20 protein-coding genes and 3 tRNA genes are annotated in these 17918 nt (G+C 54.0%); 7 read left to right on the forward strand and 16 right to left on the reverse strand.

The annotated features are described in order from the left end of the window. Positions 1-49 precede the first annotated feature (49 nt). Positions 50-547: a non-heme ferritin gene (gene ftnA / locus NKJ21_RS12470; protein WP_008804225.1), complete on the forward strand. Its 498-nt coding sequence runs from the start codon at positions 50-52 to the stop codon at positions 545-547. Between the two features lie 36 nt (positions 548-583). Here ftnA and NKJ21_RS12475 read toward each other — a convergent pair whose 3' ends face one another. Further along, positions 584-823, reverse strand: coding sequence for a YecH family metal-binding protein (locus NKJ21_RS12475; protein ID WP_004200338.1), 240 nt, complete (start codon positions 821-823; stop codon positions 584-586). A gap of 190 nt (positions 824-1013) precedes the next feature. Between NKJ21_RS12475 and tyrP the strand changes: the two genes are divergently transcribed. Beyond that, on the forward strand, positions 1014-2225 hold the full coding sequence (tyrP, locus tag NKJ21_RS12480) for a tyrosine transporter TyrP (RefSeq protein WP_012541234.1): 1212 nt from the start codon (positions 1014-1016) through the stop codon (positions 2223-2225). A 25-nt stretch (positions 2226-2250) separates the two neighbouring features. Here the strand turns inward: tyrP and NKJ21_RS12485 are convergent, their stop codons facing one another. Both NKJ21_RS12485 and NKJ21_RS12490 read right to left on the reverse strand, forming a co-directional pair. Beyond that, complete coding sequence (locus NKJ21_RS12485) at positions 2251-2919, reverse strand: YecA family protein (RefSeq protein ID WP_080783061.1); 669 nt, start codon at positions 2917-2919, stop codon at positions 2251-2253. A 90-nt stretch (positions 2920-3009) separates the two neighbouring features. Next, positions 3010-3891 carry a dihydrodipicolinate synthase family protein gene (locus NKJ21_RS12490; protein WP_032735969.1) on the reverse strand — a complete coding sequence of 294 codons (882 nt, stop codon included), beginning with the start codon at positions 3889-3891 and terminating at the stop codon, positions 3010-3012. A gap of 329 nt (positions 3892-4220) precedes the next feature. Between NKJ21_RS12490 and NKJ21_RS12495 the strand changes: the two genes are divergently transcribed. Beyond that, the gene (locus tag NKJ21_RS12495; protein ID WP_254732921.1) at positions 4221-5111 is read left to right on the forward strand and encodes a DUF1796 family putative cysteine peptidase; all 891 of its coding nucleotides are present in this window, start codon (positions 4221-4223) and stop codon (positions 5109-5111) included. Between the two features lie 264 nt (positions 5112-5375). On the opposite strand, the gene NKJ21_RS12500 is transcribed toward NKJ21_RS12495, so the two are convergent. The 6 genes from NKJ21_RS12500 to uvrY form a co-directional block, all read right to left on the reverse strand. After that, positions 5376-5462 (reverse strand) — tRNA-Leu (locus NKJ21_RS12500). Positions 5463-5475: 13 nt separating this feature from the next. Beyond that, positions 5476-5549: transfer RNA gene (locus NKJ21_RS12505), tRNA-Cys, on the reverse strand. A gap of 40 nt (positions 5550-5589) precedes the next feature. Continuing rightward, positions 5590-5665, reverse strand: a tRNA-Gly gene (locus NKJ21_RS12510). 150 nt (positions 5666-5815) lie between these two features. Then, positions 5816-6364: a CDP-diacylglycerol--glycerol-3-phosphate 3-phosphatidyltransferase gene (pgsA, locus tag NKJ21_RS12515; RefSeq protein ID WP_008804219.1), complete on the reverse strand. Its 549-nt coding sequence runs from the start codon at positions 6362-6364 to the stop codon at positions 5816-5818. Positions 6365-6421: 57 nt separating this feature from the next. Next, positions 6422-8254 (reverse strand): excinuclease ABC subunit UvrC, encoded by a 1833-nt coding sequence (gene uvrC, locus NKJ21_RS12520; protein WP_008804218.1) that lies wholly within the window; start codon positions 8252-8254, stop codon positions 6422-6424. Then, the gene (uvrY, locus tag NKJ21_RS12525) at positions 8251-8907 is read right to left on the reverse strand and encodes a UvrY/SirA/GacA family response regulator transcription factor (RefSeq protein WP_002911539.1); all 657 of its coding nucleotides are present in this window, start codon (positions 8905-8907) and stop codon (positions 8251-8253) included. Before uvrY ends, uvrC begins: the two co-directional genes overlap by 4 nt. Positions 8908-9368: 461 nt before the next feature. Here uvrY and NKJ21_RS12530 point away from each other — a divergent pair, with 461 nt between their 5' ends. Continuing rightward, entirely contained in the window at positions 9369-9593 is a 225-nt protein-coding gene (locus NKJ21_RS12530) for a DUF2594 family protein (protein ID WP_064142116.1), read from the forward strand. Between the two features lie 67 nt (positions 9594-9660). Here the strand turns inward: NKJ21_RS12530 and sdiA are convergent, their stop codons facing one another. The 5 genes from sdiA to tcyJ form a co-directional block, all read right to left on the reverse strand. Further along, positions 9661-10383 (reverse strand): transcriptional regulator SdiA, encoded by a 723-nt coding sequence (sdiA, locus tag NKJ21_RS12535; RefSeq protein ID WP_008804217.1) that lies wholly within the window; start codon positions 10381-10383, stop codon positions 9661-9663. A 318-nt stretch (positions 10384-10701) separates the two neighbouring features. Further along, entirely contained in the window at positions 10702-11454 is a 753-nt protein-coding gene (gene tcyN / locus NKJ21_RS12540; RefSeq protein ID WP_008804216.1) for an L-cystine ABC transporter ATP-binding protein TcyN, read from the reverse strand. Further along, positions 11451-12119: a cystine ABC transporter permease gene (gene tcyL / locus NKJ21_RS12545; protein ID WP_008804215.1), complete on the reverse strand. Its 669-nt coding sequence runs from the start codon at positions 12117-12119 to the stop codon at positions 11451-11453. Before tcyL ends, tcyN begins: the two co-directional genes overlap by 4 nt. 15 nt (positions 12120-12134) lie before the next feature. After that, positions 12135-13121: a D-cysteine desulfhydrase gene (gene dcyD / locus NKJ21_RS12550; RefSeq protein WP_155010859.1), complete on the reverse strand. Its 987-nt coding sequence runs from the start codon at positions 13119-13121 to the stop codon at positions 12135-12137. 95 nt (positions 13122-13216) lie between these two features. Then, entirely contained in the window at positions 13217-14017 is an 801-nt protein-coding gene (tcyJ, locus tag NKJ21_RS12555) for a cystine ABC transporter substrate-binding protein (protein WP_008804213.1), read from the reverse strand. 200 nt (positions 14018-14217) lie between these two features. Here tcyJ and amyA point away from each other — a divergent pair, with 200 nt between their 5' ends. Beyond that, on the forward strand, positions 14218-15705 hold the full coding sequence (amyA, locus tag NKJ21_RS12560) for an alpha-amylase (protein WP_008804212.1): 1488 nt from the start codon (positions 14218-14220) through the stop codon (positions 15703-15705). A gap of 46 nt (positions 15706-15751) precedes the next feature. On the opposite strand, the gene yedD is transcribed toward amyA, so the two are convergent. Then, positions 15752-16186, reverse strand: a complete 435-nt coding sequence (gene yedD / locus NKJ21_RS12565; protein ID WP_162493239.1) for a lipoprotein YedD — start codon at positions 16184-16186, stop codon at positions 15752-15754. A gap of 371 nt (positions 16187-16557) precedes the next feature. On the opposite strand from yedD, the gene rcsA reads away from it, so the two are divergent. Then, positions 16558-17181, forward strand: a complete 624-nt coding sequence (rcsA, locus tag NKJ21_RS12570; protein ID WP_008804210.1) for a transcriptional regulator RcsA — start codon at positions 16558-16560, stop codon at positions 17179-17181. Positions 17182-17213: 32 nt separating this feature from the next. Here the strand turns inward: rcsA and dsrB are convergent, their stop codons facing one another. Beyond that, positions 17214-17405, reverse strand: coding sequence for a protein DsrB (gene dsrB, locus NKJ21_RS12575; protein ID WP_012541227.1), 192 nt, complete (start codon positions 17403-17405; stop codon positions 17214-17216). Positions 17406-17538: 133 nt separating this feature from the next. Between dsrB and NKJ21_RS12580 the strand changes: the two genes are divergently transcribed. Further along, positions 17539-17760, forward strand: a complete 222-nt coding sequence (locus tag NKJ21_RS12580; RefSeq protein WP_032691215.1) for a YodD family protein — start codon at positions 17539-17541, stop codon at positions 17758-17760. Positions 17761-17918: the final 158 nt, after the last annotated feature.

The raw sequence follows: 17918 nt of genomic DNA on the forward strand, positions 1-17918 counted from the left end.
TTATAGTGGCAGCCGATAACATCTATTTTTTAATTCCAGGAGCGCGACAATGCTGAAAACGGAAATGATCGACAAACTGAATGAACAGATGAATCTTGAACTTTATTCTTCTCTTCTTTATCAGCAGATGAGCGCCTGGTGCAGTTACCACAGTTTTGAAGGGGCTGCGGCCTTCCTGCGTCGCCATGCCCAGGAAGAGATGACCCATATGCAGCGCCTGTTCGACTACCTGACCGACACCGGTAGCCTGCCGCGCATCAACGCGATCGCCTCCCCGTTTGCCGAATATGCCTCACTGGACGAGCTGTTCCGCCAGACCTATGAGCACGAGCAGCTGATCACGCAAAAAATTAATGAACTGGCGCACGCCGCCATGACCAGTCAGGATTACCCGACCTTTAATTTCCTGCAGTGGTATGTCGCTGAACAGCACGAAGAAGAGAAATTATTTAAATCGGTGATTGATAAACTGACCCTCGTTGGAAAAAGTGGCGAAGGCCTGTACTTTATCGATAAAGAACTGGCGACCCTCGACACACAGAATTAATCTTCCGCGCCGCGACACCCCCGTGTCGCGGCCATTTTAATGCCGGCAAATCTTATTTTCTGCGGTAGTAAAACCTTCCTCTCTGGCAATAAATTTGCCTTTTTTCTCTAAAAACGCCACCAGCTCTGCGGCGCTTAGATTCTCTGCTGAACAGGTGTGAAACCGCGCCTCTTCGCCAAAGCGGCGGCGAATGGCGGCCTCCAGCGAGGCGACCGTCCAGGACTCACCCGAGGCGAGCATCATCTGTAAAACTTCATGACCATGAATAGAAGACATAACCCCTCCTGAAAACCACCAGCTTAGGCCAGCCATGCCATCGGCGCCTTGCGCCAGCGCAGGCTTTCGCCCCCTTAAATGCGTAAAGATAAAATTACAGAACTTGTAACCCTCATTTGACGAACGCTGTAATATCCCCTACTCTGCGCGGCATAATTTATTGTTATTAGCTGTAGGGATAGCGAAAAGCGTGAAAAACCGCACTCTGGGCAGTATTTTAATCGTAGCTGGCACCACTATCGGTGCAGGAATGTTGGCGATGCCCTTGGCCGCCGCCGGCGTCGGGTTTGCCGTCACGCTGGGTTTACTTTTCACCTTGTGGGCGTTGATGTGCTATACCGCCCTGTTGCTGCTGGAAGTCTACCAGCACGTGCCTGCCGACATGGGGCTCGGTTCCCTGGCCGCACGCTATCTGGGCCGTTACGGGCAGTGGGTTACCGGGTTCTGCATGCTGTTTCTGCTGTATGCCCTCACGGCGGCCTATATCAGTGGCGCCGGTGAATTGCTCGCCTCCAGCCTCAACCAGTGGCTGGACTGGCAGCTGCCGCCGGCGGCCGGCGTACTTTTGTTTACGGCGCTGGGCGGGGCGGTGGTGTGCATCGGTACCTCGCTGGTCGACTTATTCAATCGCTTCCTGTTCAGCGCCAAAATCATCTTTCTGGTGATTATGCTGGCGCTACTGATGCCGCATATTCATCAGGTCAATCTGTTGACGCTGCCGGTTGAGCAAGGCCTGGCCCTGTCGGCCATTCCGGTGATCTTTACCTCCTTTGGTTTTCACGGCAGTGTGCCGAGCATCGTCAGCTATCTTGGCGGCGATATCCGTAAACTGCGCCGGGTATTTATTATCGGCAGCTTTATTCCGCTGGTGGCTTATATTTTCTGGCAATTGGCGACGCTGGGGAGTATCAACCCTCCCGCTTTTACCGCACTGCTGGCCAAAAACGCCGGTCTGAACGGTCTGCTGGAGGCGATCCGCGAAGTGGTGGCGTCGCCGCACGTGGAGCTGGCCGTGCACCTGTTTGCCGACCTCGCGCTGGCGACCTCATTCCTCGGCGTCTCGCTCGGCTTGTTTGATTACCTGGCCGATGTGTTTCAACGCAAAAACAGCGTCAGCGGACGTCTGCAGAGCGGCGCGATCACCTTCCTGCCGCCGGTGGCGTTCGCCCTGTTCTATCCCCGCGGTTTTGTTATGGCCCTGGGCTACGCCGGGGTGGCACTCGCCGTGCTGGCCCTGATGTTGCCTGCCCTGCTGGCAATGAAGAGCCGCCGACAACATCCGCAGGCTGCCTGGCGGGTGGTCGGCGGCGCGCCGGCGCTGTGGCTGGTTCTGCTGTGCGGGATCGGTATTGTGGCGATTCAGTTCAGTATCGTCGCCGGACTGCTGCCTGCGGTGGGATAAAAAAGGGGCCGGCTGGCCCCTGGTTTTATTTTGCTAAGCAGCACTGCTTATACTTTTTTCCGCTCCCGCACGGGCAGGGATCGTTGCGTCCGACCTTCGCCTCATTTCTGACCGGCTGCGGAACCACCACCGGCAGGGGATTCGCCATCCAGTACTGGTAAAGCGCCAGCGCCGCCGGCGTGATACGCTCGATGCTGTCGATAAACTCATCCGCCGTCAGATTATCCAGCGCGGTAAACTGCGCTTCGCTGCCGTGGAGCGCGATAGCGTCCAGCGCCGGCTGAAGTTCAGCGGGCAGCGTCGACCAGTCGCTCAGCGCTACGCCGCGCAGGTAGCCAAAGCACCACTCTTCGACGATCGTCAGCTCCTGACCTTCCGCTTCGCGGGTGCCAAACAGCGGTTCGAACTGATCGGGATAGGACTCCAGGCGTTCAGCGATGTCGCTCATATGCTGCAGCGTCAGATCGACAAAGCGATCGCGCTCGCGGTCGTTGGCCCAGCGCGGCACATTATCCGCCCCGCCCCAGATAGCGAGCAGCCACTGAGCTGGTTCGATATCGGTCGGCGCAGAGAGAATAGCCGTCAGCAGGCCATCCAGTTCAGACACATCCAGAATAGCGCCTTCGGTGGCGTATTTCGCCAGCGTCTCGTCCAGCCATTCCAGTTCGTTTTCGTTTAAAGGTCCGGTATTCATTCACAGGCTCGCATGGTAAAAATCGGGCCTACAGTAGCCGAATTGCCGACAGAAAGCCACCAGGCGCGGCAATCCGCCTTCCCATGCCCATCAGGCCAGGCCGTGCAGCGCCGCCGCCACGTCGCGAATGGCCTCCTCCCCTAACGGCAGCAAGGGGCGGGGAAGGCAGTCAGGGTCGCACAGCCCCAGAATGGCCGCCGCGCTGGCGATTACCCGCAGGCTGCCGCCATAGCGGTCAAAGCATCGCCAGAGCGGGGCCAGCTGCGCATTCAGCGCCGTAACCCGTGCCGCGTCGCCAGAACGAATCGCCCTTACCAGCGCCCCTGAAAGCTGGGGAAAGAGCCCGCCGCAAACCGAGTACCAGACTTGGCAACCGGCCTGCAATCCCGCCGTCGCCAGGGCATCGCCGCTGGCGCCAAGCGTAACGCGGGCAGGAAGATGACGGCGTAGCGTTGCCACCCGCTCACTCGCCTGCGGCTCAGGCAAGCCGGGAATTTTAATCGAGGCGATGGCCGGCAAGGCGGCGATGCGCCCCTGCAGCTCATCCGCCAGCGTGACGTGAGTGGTGCGGGGATTGTCATACAGGCAAACCGGAACCGAGACGTGCCGACAGACCTCTTCGTAGAAGGCAAAGATCTCCTCCGCAGAAAGCGGCTGATAGGACATCATCGGCAGTAATAACGCATCCGCCCCGGCCTGCTGGGCATCCTCCACCAGGCGCAGCACCTCGCTGGTAGCGATGGCGCCGACGCCAACCATCATCGGGATCGACCCAACATGCGCTTTCGCCACCTGCACCACCCGCTTGCGCTGCTCACGATTCAGATACGCGTAGCTGCCGGTCGAGCCTAAGATGCCCAGAGAGTCGACTCCGGTATCGGTAAGACGAGAGAGAATACGGATAAACGCCTTTTCATCAAGATGCTGCTGATGCAGCGGCGTCAGCGGAAATGCGCAAAGCCCTGTGAACATGATGCCTCCGGCAGGCTGGGATAAAAGTCCGGTTGATAGTAGCAAGGAGAGATCGTTTTGTCCTGGGACAAATGAACGATCGCCGCTGAGCGTGATGGATTCATTCGCCTGCGTGCGATGCTCTCCTCCGGGATATTTTCCCTGTCAGTCCAAGCATCAGGATCCGTAGATTCTGGCGAGCGTCTTCAATAACCGCGTCCTCTGTAGCCGCCCGTATTTCCTCGATTGCCAATATCCTGTCTATTTGACATAATCCCACACAATTTGTATGCCTACCTGTTTTAGCAGCAATAAAATAAAGAAAGACTACAGCTTCAATTGGATAAAAAATGAGATATGACATTAAAGAAAAATACCTGAAAATACATCTAATAAAAACAACTTATAAAACGCTACTCGGTCGACCGGCAGATAGCGATGGTCTGAAAAACTACCTCAACGCCATTGCTAATAAGTCACTTGCAGAATCAGCAGAACTTCTTAACTCATCGCTGATGCATAGTGACGAGTTTATTGCTTTCACGAAATCCAGAATGTCATCTGATAAATTCAGTTACACACCACAAGCGTTAACAGAGAGTGCTCCTGATGATTCAATGCACGTCAAACATATTGTCTCCCTGGGCAGCCATTGTTTAACTTCATGGACATTGAAAAAATTCAACCTGAAAAAGATATCACTGCCTTTTGACTGGCTATTTTCCTGTCCAGCGATGATTATCGACTGCCTGAGGGATGATTTTACCTCATTTTTAGATAAAAATGAGTACAGCTCATTACGTCGCCAGTCGCGAGAACCCGGAGCACACCACAATAAATACAAAGAAAAATATCGTCTGAATGATATATTCACGCATCGCGACCCAAATACTCCTGCTGATTATGAGTATTACGTCCGCGCGGTTAAAAGATTCAGAAACATATTAAAAAGCAAAGAAGGGAAGCTTTTTGTGATTTGCTGTAGAGAGGAAATAGATATAGCAAAGCAACTCCCTGAATTAGTCACTGAACTTTCTCACCACACGACTAATTTCTATCTGTTGGCTTTTGCCTTGCAGAAACCCACCTATCTTCAACTGGAGCGTATATCTTCGGGTGAAAATTATTCACTATATAGTTTGACACCTGAGTCTGAAGAAAGATTTACCGGAAAATTCTCCTCGCTTACGGATGAGATGGTAATTATATCGAAAGTCCTTTCGTTCAACCTCGAACTCTAGAGACGGTTTCACCTCCGGCCTCTGGCACGCAGAGTATCGATTTGCCTCCCCCTGCCGGTTTGGGGGAGCGAAATCATCCTAACGACATTATTCCACGAGGCGCGACGGTTTAGCCGGGTGCGGTTATCCTGGGGGAAGAGCAAGGTGGACAAGAAAACTAGTATGAAGTGATATTATGAAATGGGTGGTTTTGAAACAAAAAAACCACCCGTAGGTGGTTTCACGACACTGCTTATTGCTTTGATTATTCTGCTTTTATCCCAATGGTACCCGGAGTGGGACTTGAACCCACACAGCGCGAACGCCGAGGGATTTTAAATCCCTTGTGTCTACCGATTCCACCATCCGGGCTCGGGATAGAAAGTGGAGGCGCGTTCCGGAGTCGAACCGGACTAGACGGATTTGCAATCCGCTACATAACCGCTTTGCTAACGCGCCTTTAATACTGAAGCACCCGCTACTGCCGATGCTGTTAATCTGGAGCGGGAAACGAGACTCGAACTCGCGACCCCGACCTTGGCAAGGTCGTGCTCTACCAACTGAGCTATTCCCGCATTATCAAGTTATTTGCTAATCACTTGATTTTGTTATCGTCTGGAAGACTGTGCCGCCGTTCGATGCGTTGCATTCTACTTATCTCTCGCGGTGAGTCAACGGTATTTTTCGCAACTTTGCATCGTTTGCTGAAAATAACGGCGAAACGATCACTGATCAAGCAAATCGCCGCGCGCCGCGTTCAGATACTGCAGCATCGACCACAGCGTCAGCACCGCCGCCACGAGGAAAAGCGCGATCCCGGCCCACTCTACCCACGGATAAGGACGCCACAGCATCCATACCAGGGCGGCCATCTGTGCGGTCGTTTTAACTTTGCCAATCCACGAGACCGCCACGCTGCTGCGTTTCCCGAGCTCAGCCATCCATTCGCGCAGTGCCGAAATAATTATTTCACGCGCGATCATGGTCGCCGCCGGCAGCGTGACCCACCAGGTGTGATAGTGCTCGGCAACCAGCACCATGGCGATAGCCACCATGACTTTATCCGCCACCGGGTCCAGGAAGGCGCCAAACCGGGTGCTCTGATTCCAGCGACGAGCCAGAAAACCATCAAACCAGTCGGTCACGGCGGCGACAAAGAAAATTAACGCGCAGGCAAACGGCGCCCAGCTAAAGGGGAGATAAAACGCCAGCACAAAGAACGGGATCAGGATGACGCGAAACAGAGTAAGCAACGTAGGGATATTAAATTGCATAGTGACGGGTAACTATCTGTTGTAAGTAAAAATTAGCCCTATGTTGCTACAGAGCCCCTAATGTTTCAACGAGTAGAAGATCTTTTCTGCCAGACCGTGAGAGATGCCCGGTACTTTAGCAATTTCCTCGACGCTGGCCTGCTGCAGCCCCTGCAGCCCACCCATATACTTCAGCAGCATCTGGCGACGCTTCGGCCCTACTCCCTCGATAGTCTCAAGCGAGCTGGTGCTCTTCACTTTCGCCCGTTTTTTACGATGTCCGGAAATCGCATGATCGTGCGATTCATCGCGGATGTGCTGGATTACGTGCAGAGCGGGCGAATCCGGCGGCAGGCTAAACCCCTCGCCTTCCGGTTCAAAGAATAACGTTTCCAGGCCGGCTTTACGATCGCTGCCTTTCGCCACGCCCAGCAGCAGCGGATGATGTTTATCCCAGGGAACATCCAGTTCGGCAAACACCGCTTTCGCCTGCGCCAGCTGCCCCTTTCCGCCATCTATCAGGATCACATCCGGAATTTTATTTTCATCAATCGCTTTACCATAGCGACGGCGCAGGACCTGATTCATCGCCGCGTAGTCATCGCCAGGGGTGATGCCGGTGATATTATAGCGCCGGTACTCCGCACGCAGCGGACCATTGCTGTCAAACACCACGCAGGACGCCACGGTCTGCTCGCCCATGGTGTGACTGATATCAAAGCACTCCATCCGCTTCACGGCCGGCAGTTCCAGCACGGTGGCCAGCGCCTGCAGGCGCTGATGAATGGTCGACTGCTGAGCCAATTTCGTGGTTAACGCCGTCGCAGCGTTGGTGCGCGCCAGCTTAAGGTAACGCGCTCTGTCGCCGCGCGGTTTAGTCTGCACATTGATTCGGCGTCCCGCCAGCTCCGACAGCGACTCGGCCAGCAGCGTCTTATCACCAAGGCTGAAGTCGAGCAAAATCTCCCCCGGCAGGGTACGCATCTGGCTACCCTGCAGGTAGAACTGACCGACAAAGGTCTCCACGACCTCTCCCAGCTCAGTGCCGCCCGGCACTTTCGGGAAGTAGCTCCGGCTGCCCAGCACTTTGCCCTGGCGGATAAACAGCACATGGACGCAGGCCATTCCGGCCTCAAAGGCGACGCCGATAACGTCAAGATCGTCGCCGGTATTAGAAACAAACTGTTTCTCCGTCACCCGGCGGACCGCCTGAATCTGGTCGCGAATGCGCGCGGCCTCTTCAAACTCCAGACTTTGGCTCGCTTTCTCCATTCTGGCGATGAGCTGGGTCAGGACCTGATCGTCCTTGCCGGCAAGGAACAGCCGTACATACTCAACCTGCTGAGCATACTCTTCTTCGCTGACCAGCCCCGCCACGCACGGCCCCAGACAGCGGCCAATCTGATACTGCAGGCAGGGACGCGAGCGGTTGCGATAGACGCTATTTTCGCACTGGCGAACAGGAAAAATTTTCTGCAGCAGCGCCAGGGTCTCCCGCACGGCATAGCCGTTGGGGAAAGGACCAAAGTACTCGCCTTTCGCATGTTTGGCGCCGCGATGCATCGCCAGACGTGGATGAGTATCACCGCTGAGGAAAATAAAAGGATAAGACTTATCATCGCGCAACAGCACGTTGTAACGCGGCTGGTACAGCTTGATATAGTTGTGCTCCAGCAGCAGCGCTTCCGTCTCGGTGTGAGTGACGGTCACGTCAATCTGCGCAATCAGCGCCACCAGCGCTTCGGTTTTACGCGACGCGAGATTGCTGCGGAAATAGCTGCTGAGCCGCTTTTTCAGATCTTTGGCTTTGCCAACATAGATGACGGTCCCGCCAGCATCATACATCCGATACACACCGGGCTGGCTGGTCACCGTTTTCAGGAAAGCTTTTGCGTCAAAAACATCACTCACTGGCTTGCTAACGACTCCGCATTACAAAGGCCATGGCGAATTGCCAGGTGGGTCAGCTCCACATCGCCATGAATGTTTAATTTGCTGAACATTCGGTAGCGATAGCTGTTAACCGTTTTGGGACTCAGATTGAGCTGCTCTGAGATCTCATTCACCTTCTGACCTTTGGTGATCATCAGCATAATCTGCAATTCGCGTTCAGACAAACTGGCAAACGGCGATTCCGTTTTTTCCGGTTCAATCTGACTTAGCGCCATTTGCTGAGCAATATCGGAAGCAATGTAACGTTGTCCGGACGCCACGCAGCGGATCGCATTCACCACTTCCTGCGGTGCAGCACCCTTGCTAAGATAGCCCGCCGCCCCCGCCTGCATGACCTTGGCAGGTAGAGGATTCTCGGTATGCACGGTGAGCATGATCACTTTCGTGCCCGCCACGGAGCGCGCGATTTTGCGCGTGGCTTCAAGACCACCGATCCCGGGCATGTTCATGTCCATCAGGACGACATCTGCGGAATTAGCCCGGCACCACTTCACGGCGTCCTCGCCGCAACAGGCTTCGCCAGCGACTTTAATCCCTTTTATATCTTCCAGAATGCGTCGTATCCCTGCGCGCACCAGTTCGTGGTCATCAACAAGAAGAACGTTGATCAAAGGAATAATCTCCAGAATGAGGGATAACGCTACTGATACTTTATCTCCCACATATTACCGGGTTTTATTGCTAATTTAAAAGGCAAAAAAATGCCCTCACCTCGATTTGCCGCTCATTTATGGCAATGTCTGTGCACACATAGTGGAAAGTCATTGAGAACAGTCAGTTGCCGTCGTCTTATTTTTTAACAATCCTCATACAGAAAGCACAAAAAACACAACAGATTACGTAGCGCATAAATACGCAGCAAAATATGTAACAAATATTAACGTGCTAAATAGATGGAATAAATTAATGGCGGCCTGGCGGCTATTACGTATTATCCGAAGCACTGAATCATTCACAGCTCAGATGAGAGAACAGAAATTAAGCACTCCTTTTTTTCCCGTCGCTTGTGGTATACTGCGCGGCCTTCACATTGGGTAAGGCGCATTAGCGCAGCGAGTAAACGAGGATATCGATGAGCACACCAGATTTTTCCACTGCAGAAAATAATCAAGAACTGGCGCAGGAAGTCTCCTGCCTGAAAGCGATGATAACGCTGATGCTGCAGGCGATGGGCCAGGCGGATGCGGGTCGCGTGATTATTAAAATGGAAAAGCAGATCACGCAGATGGAAGATGAGGCTCAGGCTGCCGTATTCTCCAGCACCGTTAAGCAAATTAAACAAGCTTACCGTCAGTAATCCTGTACCGGCTGAAAGTATCCCTGACAGCCGGTGTCACGTCTGGCACGCAGAACGACAGGCGCTCTCAGATTAACCCTGTCGCCACCGCGTAACAGGCTATCTGCGTTTTGTTCGGCGCATTGAATTTCCGTTGCATATTCTTCTGGTGGAAATTCACCGTATTTTCCGAAATAGAAAGAATCATCGCCACCTCCGCCGAGGTCTTCCCTTCCGCGGTCCATTTCAGAATTTCCAGTTCACGGCGGCTGAACTTCATCTCCGGCGGCATGACCATCTCATCTTCCAGACGCAGGAGCGCCAACAAGCTTAGCTCCGTCAGCATGCGCAGGCGCATCTCCAGTTCATCATCAGGATAAGAGCCCGGTAAACGGTTATTCGCGGAGACGGAGAGAAAACCCTGCGCATGGTTGGGCAACGTCAGGCACTGGGTCACCCCTTTTTTCAGACCATGATCGCGGGCGCCGTCCCATAATGCCGCCGCATCGCGAAACAGCCCATCCTCCCATGGCAGATGGCCACGCATAAAATTCTCCGGGCGTAATACCGGATCTATCGCGAAATAATTCTCGGCCTGGTAGTGCGACATCCATGCGCGGGGATAGGTCGACTGGAAGGTGACGCGGGGGCGAGTGAAAGGCACCGGGTGGCGTACACAAAGCGTGTAGTAATCATATTCCAGCGCTTCGGTTTCTCGTTGCAGGAGATTATAAACCTCCTCACCAGCGGCCACGGACTGAAATTGATGCAGCATATCCCGCCGCCAGCTGAAAAAATCATTGTCCCTCATAGCTGTGCAAATAACTCCTGATTGATAATCATTATTATAAATACAGAAAACTAACACATAAATCTTATTTATATGTATAAAATATTGTCGGTGTCGCATTTATTAGTCTGAAGGCTTGCCTTTTTCCCGTTCTCAGCGCAGAACCTCGTGCTCACTTTCCCGTCATTTTCTACACCCTACAAGGGGGGATGGGAAGCGGTGTATACGGCCACAGGGAGAAATAGCACAAAGAGGTGACGAGGAGCGTGGCGCGCCGCAGGGAAGACAGGCTGTACGCGGCGGCCCTCCCCCGGGAAAGCCGCCACGTCAGCGCATGGTTTACTGCATCAGAAATTTTTCGAGGAACTGGCGAGTACGCGGCTGCTGCGGGGAGGCGAACAATGCTTTCGCTTCTCCCTGCTCGACAATGCGTCCTTGATCCATAAAGATGGCCCGATCGGCAACGTCGCGGGCGAAACTCATTTCATGGGTCACGATAACCATCGTGCGTTTCTCCTGCGCCAGCTGGCGGATGGTGTTGAGCACCTCCCCCACCAGCTCAGGATCGAGGGCCGAGGTTGGCTCATCAAACAGGATCACGTCCGGACGCATGGCCAGCGCGCGAGCAATAGCCACCCGCTGCTGCTGACCGCCGGAGAGGCGACGAGGATAGCTATTCTCTTTACCGCTGAGACCCACTTTCGCCAGCAGATCGCGCGCCCGCACAATCGACTCCTGCTTATCTTCACCTTTTACGATGACCGGCCCCTCAATAATGTTCTCCAGCACCGTACGGTGGGGAAACAGATTAAAGTTCTGGAAGACAAAGCCGACATGCTGGCGCAGCTGGCGAATGAGTCCTTTCTGCGGCCCCAGGCTGCGACCGGCGTCGATGGTCACATCGCCAACGCGGATGGTGCCGCTCTCCGGTTGCTCCAGCAAGTTGATGCTGCGCAGCAGAGTGGTTTTACCCGAGCCGCTGGGGCCGATGATCGCCACGACTTCCCCTTTCTGTACCTCCAGGTCGATACCGTGGAGCACCGTCTGGCCATGGAATTTCTTCACCAGGCTTTTCACTTCTATCGCACTCATTTCGGATCACGCTCCTGGCGGTTCAGCTGGTTTTCAAAATAGTTCTGCAGCGAGGAGAGGACGGTCGCCATCACCCAGTAGATCAACGAGGCCGCGAGATACATGGTGAAGACCTCAAGGGTTCGCGAGGTGATAAGCTGCGCCTGACGGAACAGCTCTGGCACCTGGATCGTCGCCGCCAGCGAGGTATCTTTAACCAGGCTGATAAAACTGTTGGACAGCGGCGGCAAAGCGACCCGTGCCGCCTGGGGTAAGATGGCCCGGCGCATCGTCTGCCACGGCGTCATGCCGATACTGGCCGCCGCTTCCCATTGCCCTTTGTCGATCGAGGCGATGGCCGCGCGCAGGGTTTCCGCCGCGTAGGCCGCCGTATTGAGCGACAGGCCGATCATCGCCGCCGGAATCGGGTCAAGCTCGATGCCAAACTGCGGCAAGCCGTAGTAGATCATAAACAGCTGGGCGATAAGCGGCGTGCCGCGAAAAATGGAAATATACATGCGCGCCAGCCATTTTACCGGCCAGAGGGGCGACATGCGCATCAGCGCCAGGATAAAGCCCAGCACCAGGCCGAAAAACATCCCGCCAATGCTCAGCTGCAGCGTAAAGACGGCCCCTTTGAGCAGAAAAGGAGCGGAATCGATGACCAGTTGGATACTTTCTTGCATGCTGTCGTTTCTGTATTAAAGGTGAGGATGATAGGCAAACAGCGCCGGCGCCCCGCCGGTATGGACGAACAAAATCGGTCCTTCATCCTTAAAACGCTTCTGCGTAATGCCGTCGATAAGCCCGGCCATCGCTTTGCCGGTATAGACCGGATCGAGCAAAATACCTTCCAGTTGCGCCAGTAGCTTCACGGCGGCCATGCCTTCCTCGTTCGGCGTACCGTAGCCCGGGGCAAAGTAATCATCCCACAGCATGATATCGGCTTTCGCCTGCAGCTCGAGGCTGTTGGCCACGGCCTGCTGCAGCGCCACCATTTTTGGCAGCTGGTCAGCGACGGAGCGCGATACCGTCACGCCAATCAGTTCCGCCTGCGGCATCAGCTGTTCGAGTCCCACAGCCAGCCCGGCATGCGTACCGGCGCTACCGGAAGCCACCACCACCGATGAGATCTCCACCGCGCCTTCACACTGCTGGGCGATTTCCAGCGCGCTTTCCACATAGCCTAACGCCCCGAGCGCATTGGATCCGCCGACCGGGATGACGTAGGGGCGATAGCCCTGCGCCTCGATGCGGGTCGCCAGCTCGTCGAGCTGTTCTGCAGGATTGGTCAGGGCATCGCACATCTCAACCTGGGTATTAAACAGATCCAGCAGCAGGCGGTTGCCATTGCTCAGATAGTTCTCCGCCCCGGTGCCAATGGGGTTTTCCAGTAGCGCCACGCAGTGCAGCCCCAGCTTCGCGGCGACCGCCGCCGTCTGACGCACATGGTTGGACTGGATCGCGCCGGCGGTGATTAAGGTATCTGCCCCTTCCCGCAGCGCATCGGCGGCGAGAAACTCCAGCTTGCGCAGTTTATTGCCTCCCATCGCCAGCGGCGTTGTATCATCGCGTTTGATAAAAATCTCGCGCCCAAGGTGATCGGACAAACGCGGCAGATACTCCAGCGGCGTCGGCGCGCCAATCAATTCCAGACGCGGAAAGCGGGTTAAATTTTGCAGTGACATGGCCCCTCCTGACTCAGTTATGCTTCATTATGCACACAGTTACGCGCTAAATAAAAAAAGGCGCTTCCAGGAGCGCCTTTTTTCACCACTGACCGTTATTTCGTCACGTCAGCGCCAAACCATTTCTCTGACAGCGCCTTCAGGGTGCCATCTTTCTGCATATCCGCGATCGCGGCGTCAATCGCTTTCAGCAGATCGTCGTTGCCTTTACGCAGCGCCACGCCGGCCTCCTGACGGGAGAATGCTTCACCGGTTACCGCCAGCGTATTGTTAGTTTTCTTCACCAGATCCAGCGCGGCCAGACGGTCAACCAGAATGGCGTCAATACGGCCTACACGCAGATCCTGGTATTTAGTCGGGTCATCATCATAGGTGCGAACATCAACGCCCTGGACGTTCTGACGCAGCCACTCTTCATAGTTAGTGCCCAGCCCGACGCCCACTTTTTTGCCTTTCAGATCCGCCGCGGTTTTAATCGCGCCTTCGTTACCTTTCTTCACCAGCGCCTGCACACCGGAGATAGTGTACGGGGTTGAGAAATCGTATTTCTTCTTACGCTCATCGGAGATAGTGACCTGGTTAATCACCACGTCAATGCGTTTGGAGTCCAGCGAGGCCAGCATACCGTCCCATTTGGTCGGTTTGAGATCGGCTTTCACGCCAAGATGTTTCGCCAGCTCGTTGGCAAACTCCACTTCAAATCCGGTCAGCTTGCCGTCATCGCCCTGGAAGCTGAAAGGAGGATAGGTGCCTTCGAGGCCCACGCGCAGGGTACCGCGCTCTTTAACCTGATTGAGCAGGTTTTCCGCTGCAAAAGTTTTCACGCTAACGCCAGCCATCAAAACAACGGCCATCGCGCCCATCAGCGCCTGACGACCCAGAAGTGCTAATTTCATAGATACCCCGAAGGTTAGGATTTTCCTGTAGTGTAAGGCGCTTAACGGCCCGGCACCAACATCGTTACGCTACATCTTATGCCAATTTATTATATATGATCCCGATTAGGGTATAGCGAAAATCAGGGCTTTCCTCTCCCGTTTTGCGGGATATCTCCCATACTGCAAAGGTCAGCCTGTTGACGTCTGGAGCATGGAAGATGAAAAACCCCACTTTGTTGCAATGTTTTCACTGGTACTACCCCGCCGGCGGCGAGCTATGGCGTGAAGTCGAAGCGCTGGCCCCCAGCCTGAATGAAATCGGCATCAATATGGTCTGGTTGCCGCCCGCCTATAAAGGCGCCTCGGGCGGTTATTCCGTCGGCTATGACACCTATGATCTCTTCGACCTTGGTGAGTTTGATCAAAAGGGCTCAGTCGCCACCAAATATGGCGATAAAGCGCAGCTGCTGGCGGCGATGAAGGCTCTGAAAGAGCATGATATCGCCGTGCTGCTGGATGTGGTGGTGAACCACAAAATGGGCGCCGATGAAAAAGAAACTCTGCAGGTGCAGCGCGTCGATGAGCACGATCGCACCCAGATTGCCGAGGAGATCATTGAGTGTGAGGCATGGACTCGCTATACCTTTCCGGTGCGGGCCGGGCAGTATTCGCAATTTGTCTGGGACTACAAATGCTTTAGCGGTATCGACCACATTGAGAATCCGACGGAAGACGGTGTGTTTAAAATCGTCAACGATTACACCGGTGAAGGCTGGAACGAGCAGGTCGACGATGAGCTTGGTAACTTCGACTACCTGATGGGCGCCAACATTGATTTTCGTAATCACGCCGTTACCGAGGAGATCAAATACTGGGCGCGCTGGGTCATGGAGCAGACCGGCTGCGATGGTTTTCGTCTTGACGCCGTGAAGCATATCCCCGCCTGGTTTTACAAAGCGTGGATCGAGCACGTCCAGGAGGTGGCACCGCAGCCGCTGTTTATTGTCGCGGAGTATTGGTCCCATGAGGTGGAAAAGCTCCAGCAGTATATCGACCTGGTCGAGGGCAAGACGATGCTGTTCGATGCCCCGCTGCAGATGAAATTTCATGAAGCCTCACGCCAGGGGCGCGATTATGACATGAGCCAGATATTCAGCGGCACGCTGGTGGAAGCAGACCCTTTTCACGCCGTGACGCTGGTGACAAACCACGATACGCAGCCGCTGCAGGCCCTCGAGGCGCCGGTTGAACCCTGGTTCAAGCCGCTGGCCTATGCGCTGATCCTGCTGCGTGAAAATGGTGTGCCGTCGGTCTTTTATGCCGATCTTTTCGGCGCATCCTATGAAGATACCGGCGGCGATGGACAAACCTACGCCATTGAGATGCCCGTTATCGAACAACTGCATGAACTGATCGACGCCCGTCAGCGCTTTGCCCATGGCGTGCAAACGCTGTGGTTCGATCACCCCAACTGTATTGCCTTCAGCCGTAGCGGCACCGACGAGGATCCCGGCTGCGTGGTGGTGATGTCCAATGGCGATGAGGGAGAAAAAACCCTGACGCTGGGCGAGAACTATGGCAATAAACGCTGGCGGGATTTTCTCGGCAACCGGGAAGAGATTGTCGAAACCGACGCTGAGGGTAGCGCGATCTTTACCTGCAACGGGGGTAGCGTGAGCGTGTGGGTGATGGAAGCCGTGCTGTAGTTAGCTGGCGATGTACCTGGCGGGCCGGAACGGGCCCGCCGGAACCTCAGCGCACGGAAGCCCGCGCGCTGACGGCCCCTGTCGTACGCGCTTTGGCCCACGCCTTTTCGCACTCAGGGGTGAGGCGTTCAACGCGAGTCAACGTCATACGATCGTAGGAGAGGGTATTGCCCTCACGCTCGATTGGATAGATATCCAGGGAAGCGGTAACGTTGTAGATCTGGTTATCGCGGTTCATCAGTTTACCCGGCTGCGCGATCACGCGCTGCCACTGGCGGCAGTCGAAGGTATCCCCTTCTTTAGTGACGATCAGGCTGGCGATCGCGTCAGGGCTCATCATTTCACTCTGCGGCCCTTTCGATTGCCAGTAGCCCTCAAGGCCAGCCGGCGCCGGTGCTTTAACGACGTCATCGTAATGATCAACCTGCACACATCCGGCCAGCGCCACCACCATGCCCGCAAAAACTAACTGTTTCATCATTCATCCCACAAGCCGATAAAAAAGTATTGTGGCATTAAAGCGTTAAGCCTTCCACCCCCGCTCCCGGCGGAAAAACCGGGCAAAACAGGAACGGGCAGCACCGCCTTCATTTGAAATAAGGAAATTCCGAAAATAAAATAATGTTTGGGGCGTAACCATAGCATCTATGGGCACTTTTTGTTTTTAATCCGCTCACACTACCGGTTCTCGACTTTACTTTAAGAGTTTTCCTGGCAAATTATATGCATAGATGCGGAATAGTTTAACGGAACTAATAGGTTCTTTCGTAAACCTACTATTACTGCTCGCAAGGACTGCTTCGCACAATGCGTGTGAAGAGAATATCGTTACGTGTTGATTGAGGATGGGTCATGTCAACGATGATTATGGATTTGTGCAGTTATACCCGGTTAGGCTTAACGGGTTATCTGACCAGTCGGGGAATAAAAAAACAGGAAATCGTTGAGGTCCATTGCGCGACAGATTTGCAAAAACATTGCGCGTCGTGTTGTCCGGCAGTGGTGTTTCTTAATGAAGACTGCTTCGTGCATGATGATGAAAGTAATGGCATTATTCGCCAGATCATTACGCAAAACCCGGCGACGCTGTTTGTTATCTTTATGTCGCTGGCAAACATTCATTTTGACCGCTATTTGCGGGTACGGAAAAACCTGCTGATCAGTTCGAAATCGATAACGCCAAAAGACCTTGATGTTATTCTGGTTAATTATCTAAAATACAAAAATAGCAGTCTGGGGCAATTAAATTTACCGACGTTGTCGCTGAGTAAAACAGAATCAAATATGCTGCAAATGTGGATGGCCGGGCACGGCACGTCACAAATTTCAACGCAAATGAACATCAAAGCGAAGACGGTATCATCGCATAAAGGCAATATTAAAAAGAAAATACAAACGCACAATAAGCAGGTGATTTACCATATCGTTCGGCTGACCGAAAACGTAACGTCAGGTATTCAGGTGAATCTGCGTTAAAACAGACTGGCGGTGGTACCGCCAGTCCCGTTTTATGAGGCTTCTTTTTCGACGAAGATCCCATCCGGATGCCCTATTTCGTTGAAAAACCAGATCCCTAAAGGATAGTCTTCCAGCGAAACCAGATACATCGTCCCTTCACTAAACGACTCAATTGCCAGCACTACCCCCGATCGACGTGGGCCACCGTCGGTCTTCACCGTGACACGATCGTTCACCTGCATATTCACTCTCCTCTATTTTTCAGCCAGTGTAGAACAAAACCACGCAACTCGCAGCGTCGCGGCCCATGACTGGTGTTTTTTTAGACCGACTATACTTAAAGAGGCTTGAGCGACGCTCAGCGAGGGGGTAATGATGAAGAATCGATTGACTGGCCAGGCCGGAAATGACGTTGATGTCAACGTGGATGCGCTACTGGCAGCGATTAATGAGATTAGCGAAAGTGAAATCCATCGCACTCTGGACGACCCACAGCGCGCCAGCATTGATGGCCGCGGGTCACATACCTGGCGCGAACTGGCGGAGGCATTTGAGCTCGATATTCACGATTTCAGCGCCAGTGAAGTTAACCGCTAACGGCAGGCGAAAAAAATCCCGACTCGCAGGAGTCGGGATCAAACTTGCTAATGCAAGAAGCACTTGAAAATTCGTTACACCGGGAAATCCGATGCGTTAAAACATTATCCTCAATTATTTTGCATGACAAGCGATATTCATGACGCAAATTATTGAGA

This window comes from Klebsiella sp. SWET4, from assembly GCF_024296565.1.
Classification (GTDB): domain Bacteria; phylum Pseudomonadota; class Gammaproteobacteria; order Enterobacterales; family Enterobacteriaceae; genus Klebsiella; species Klebsiella variicola.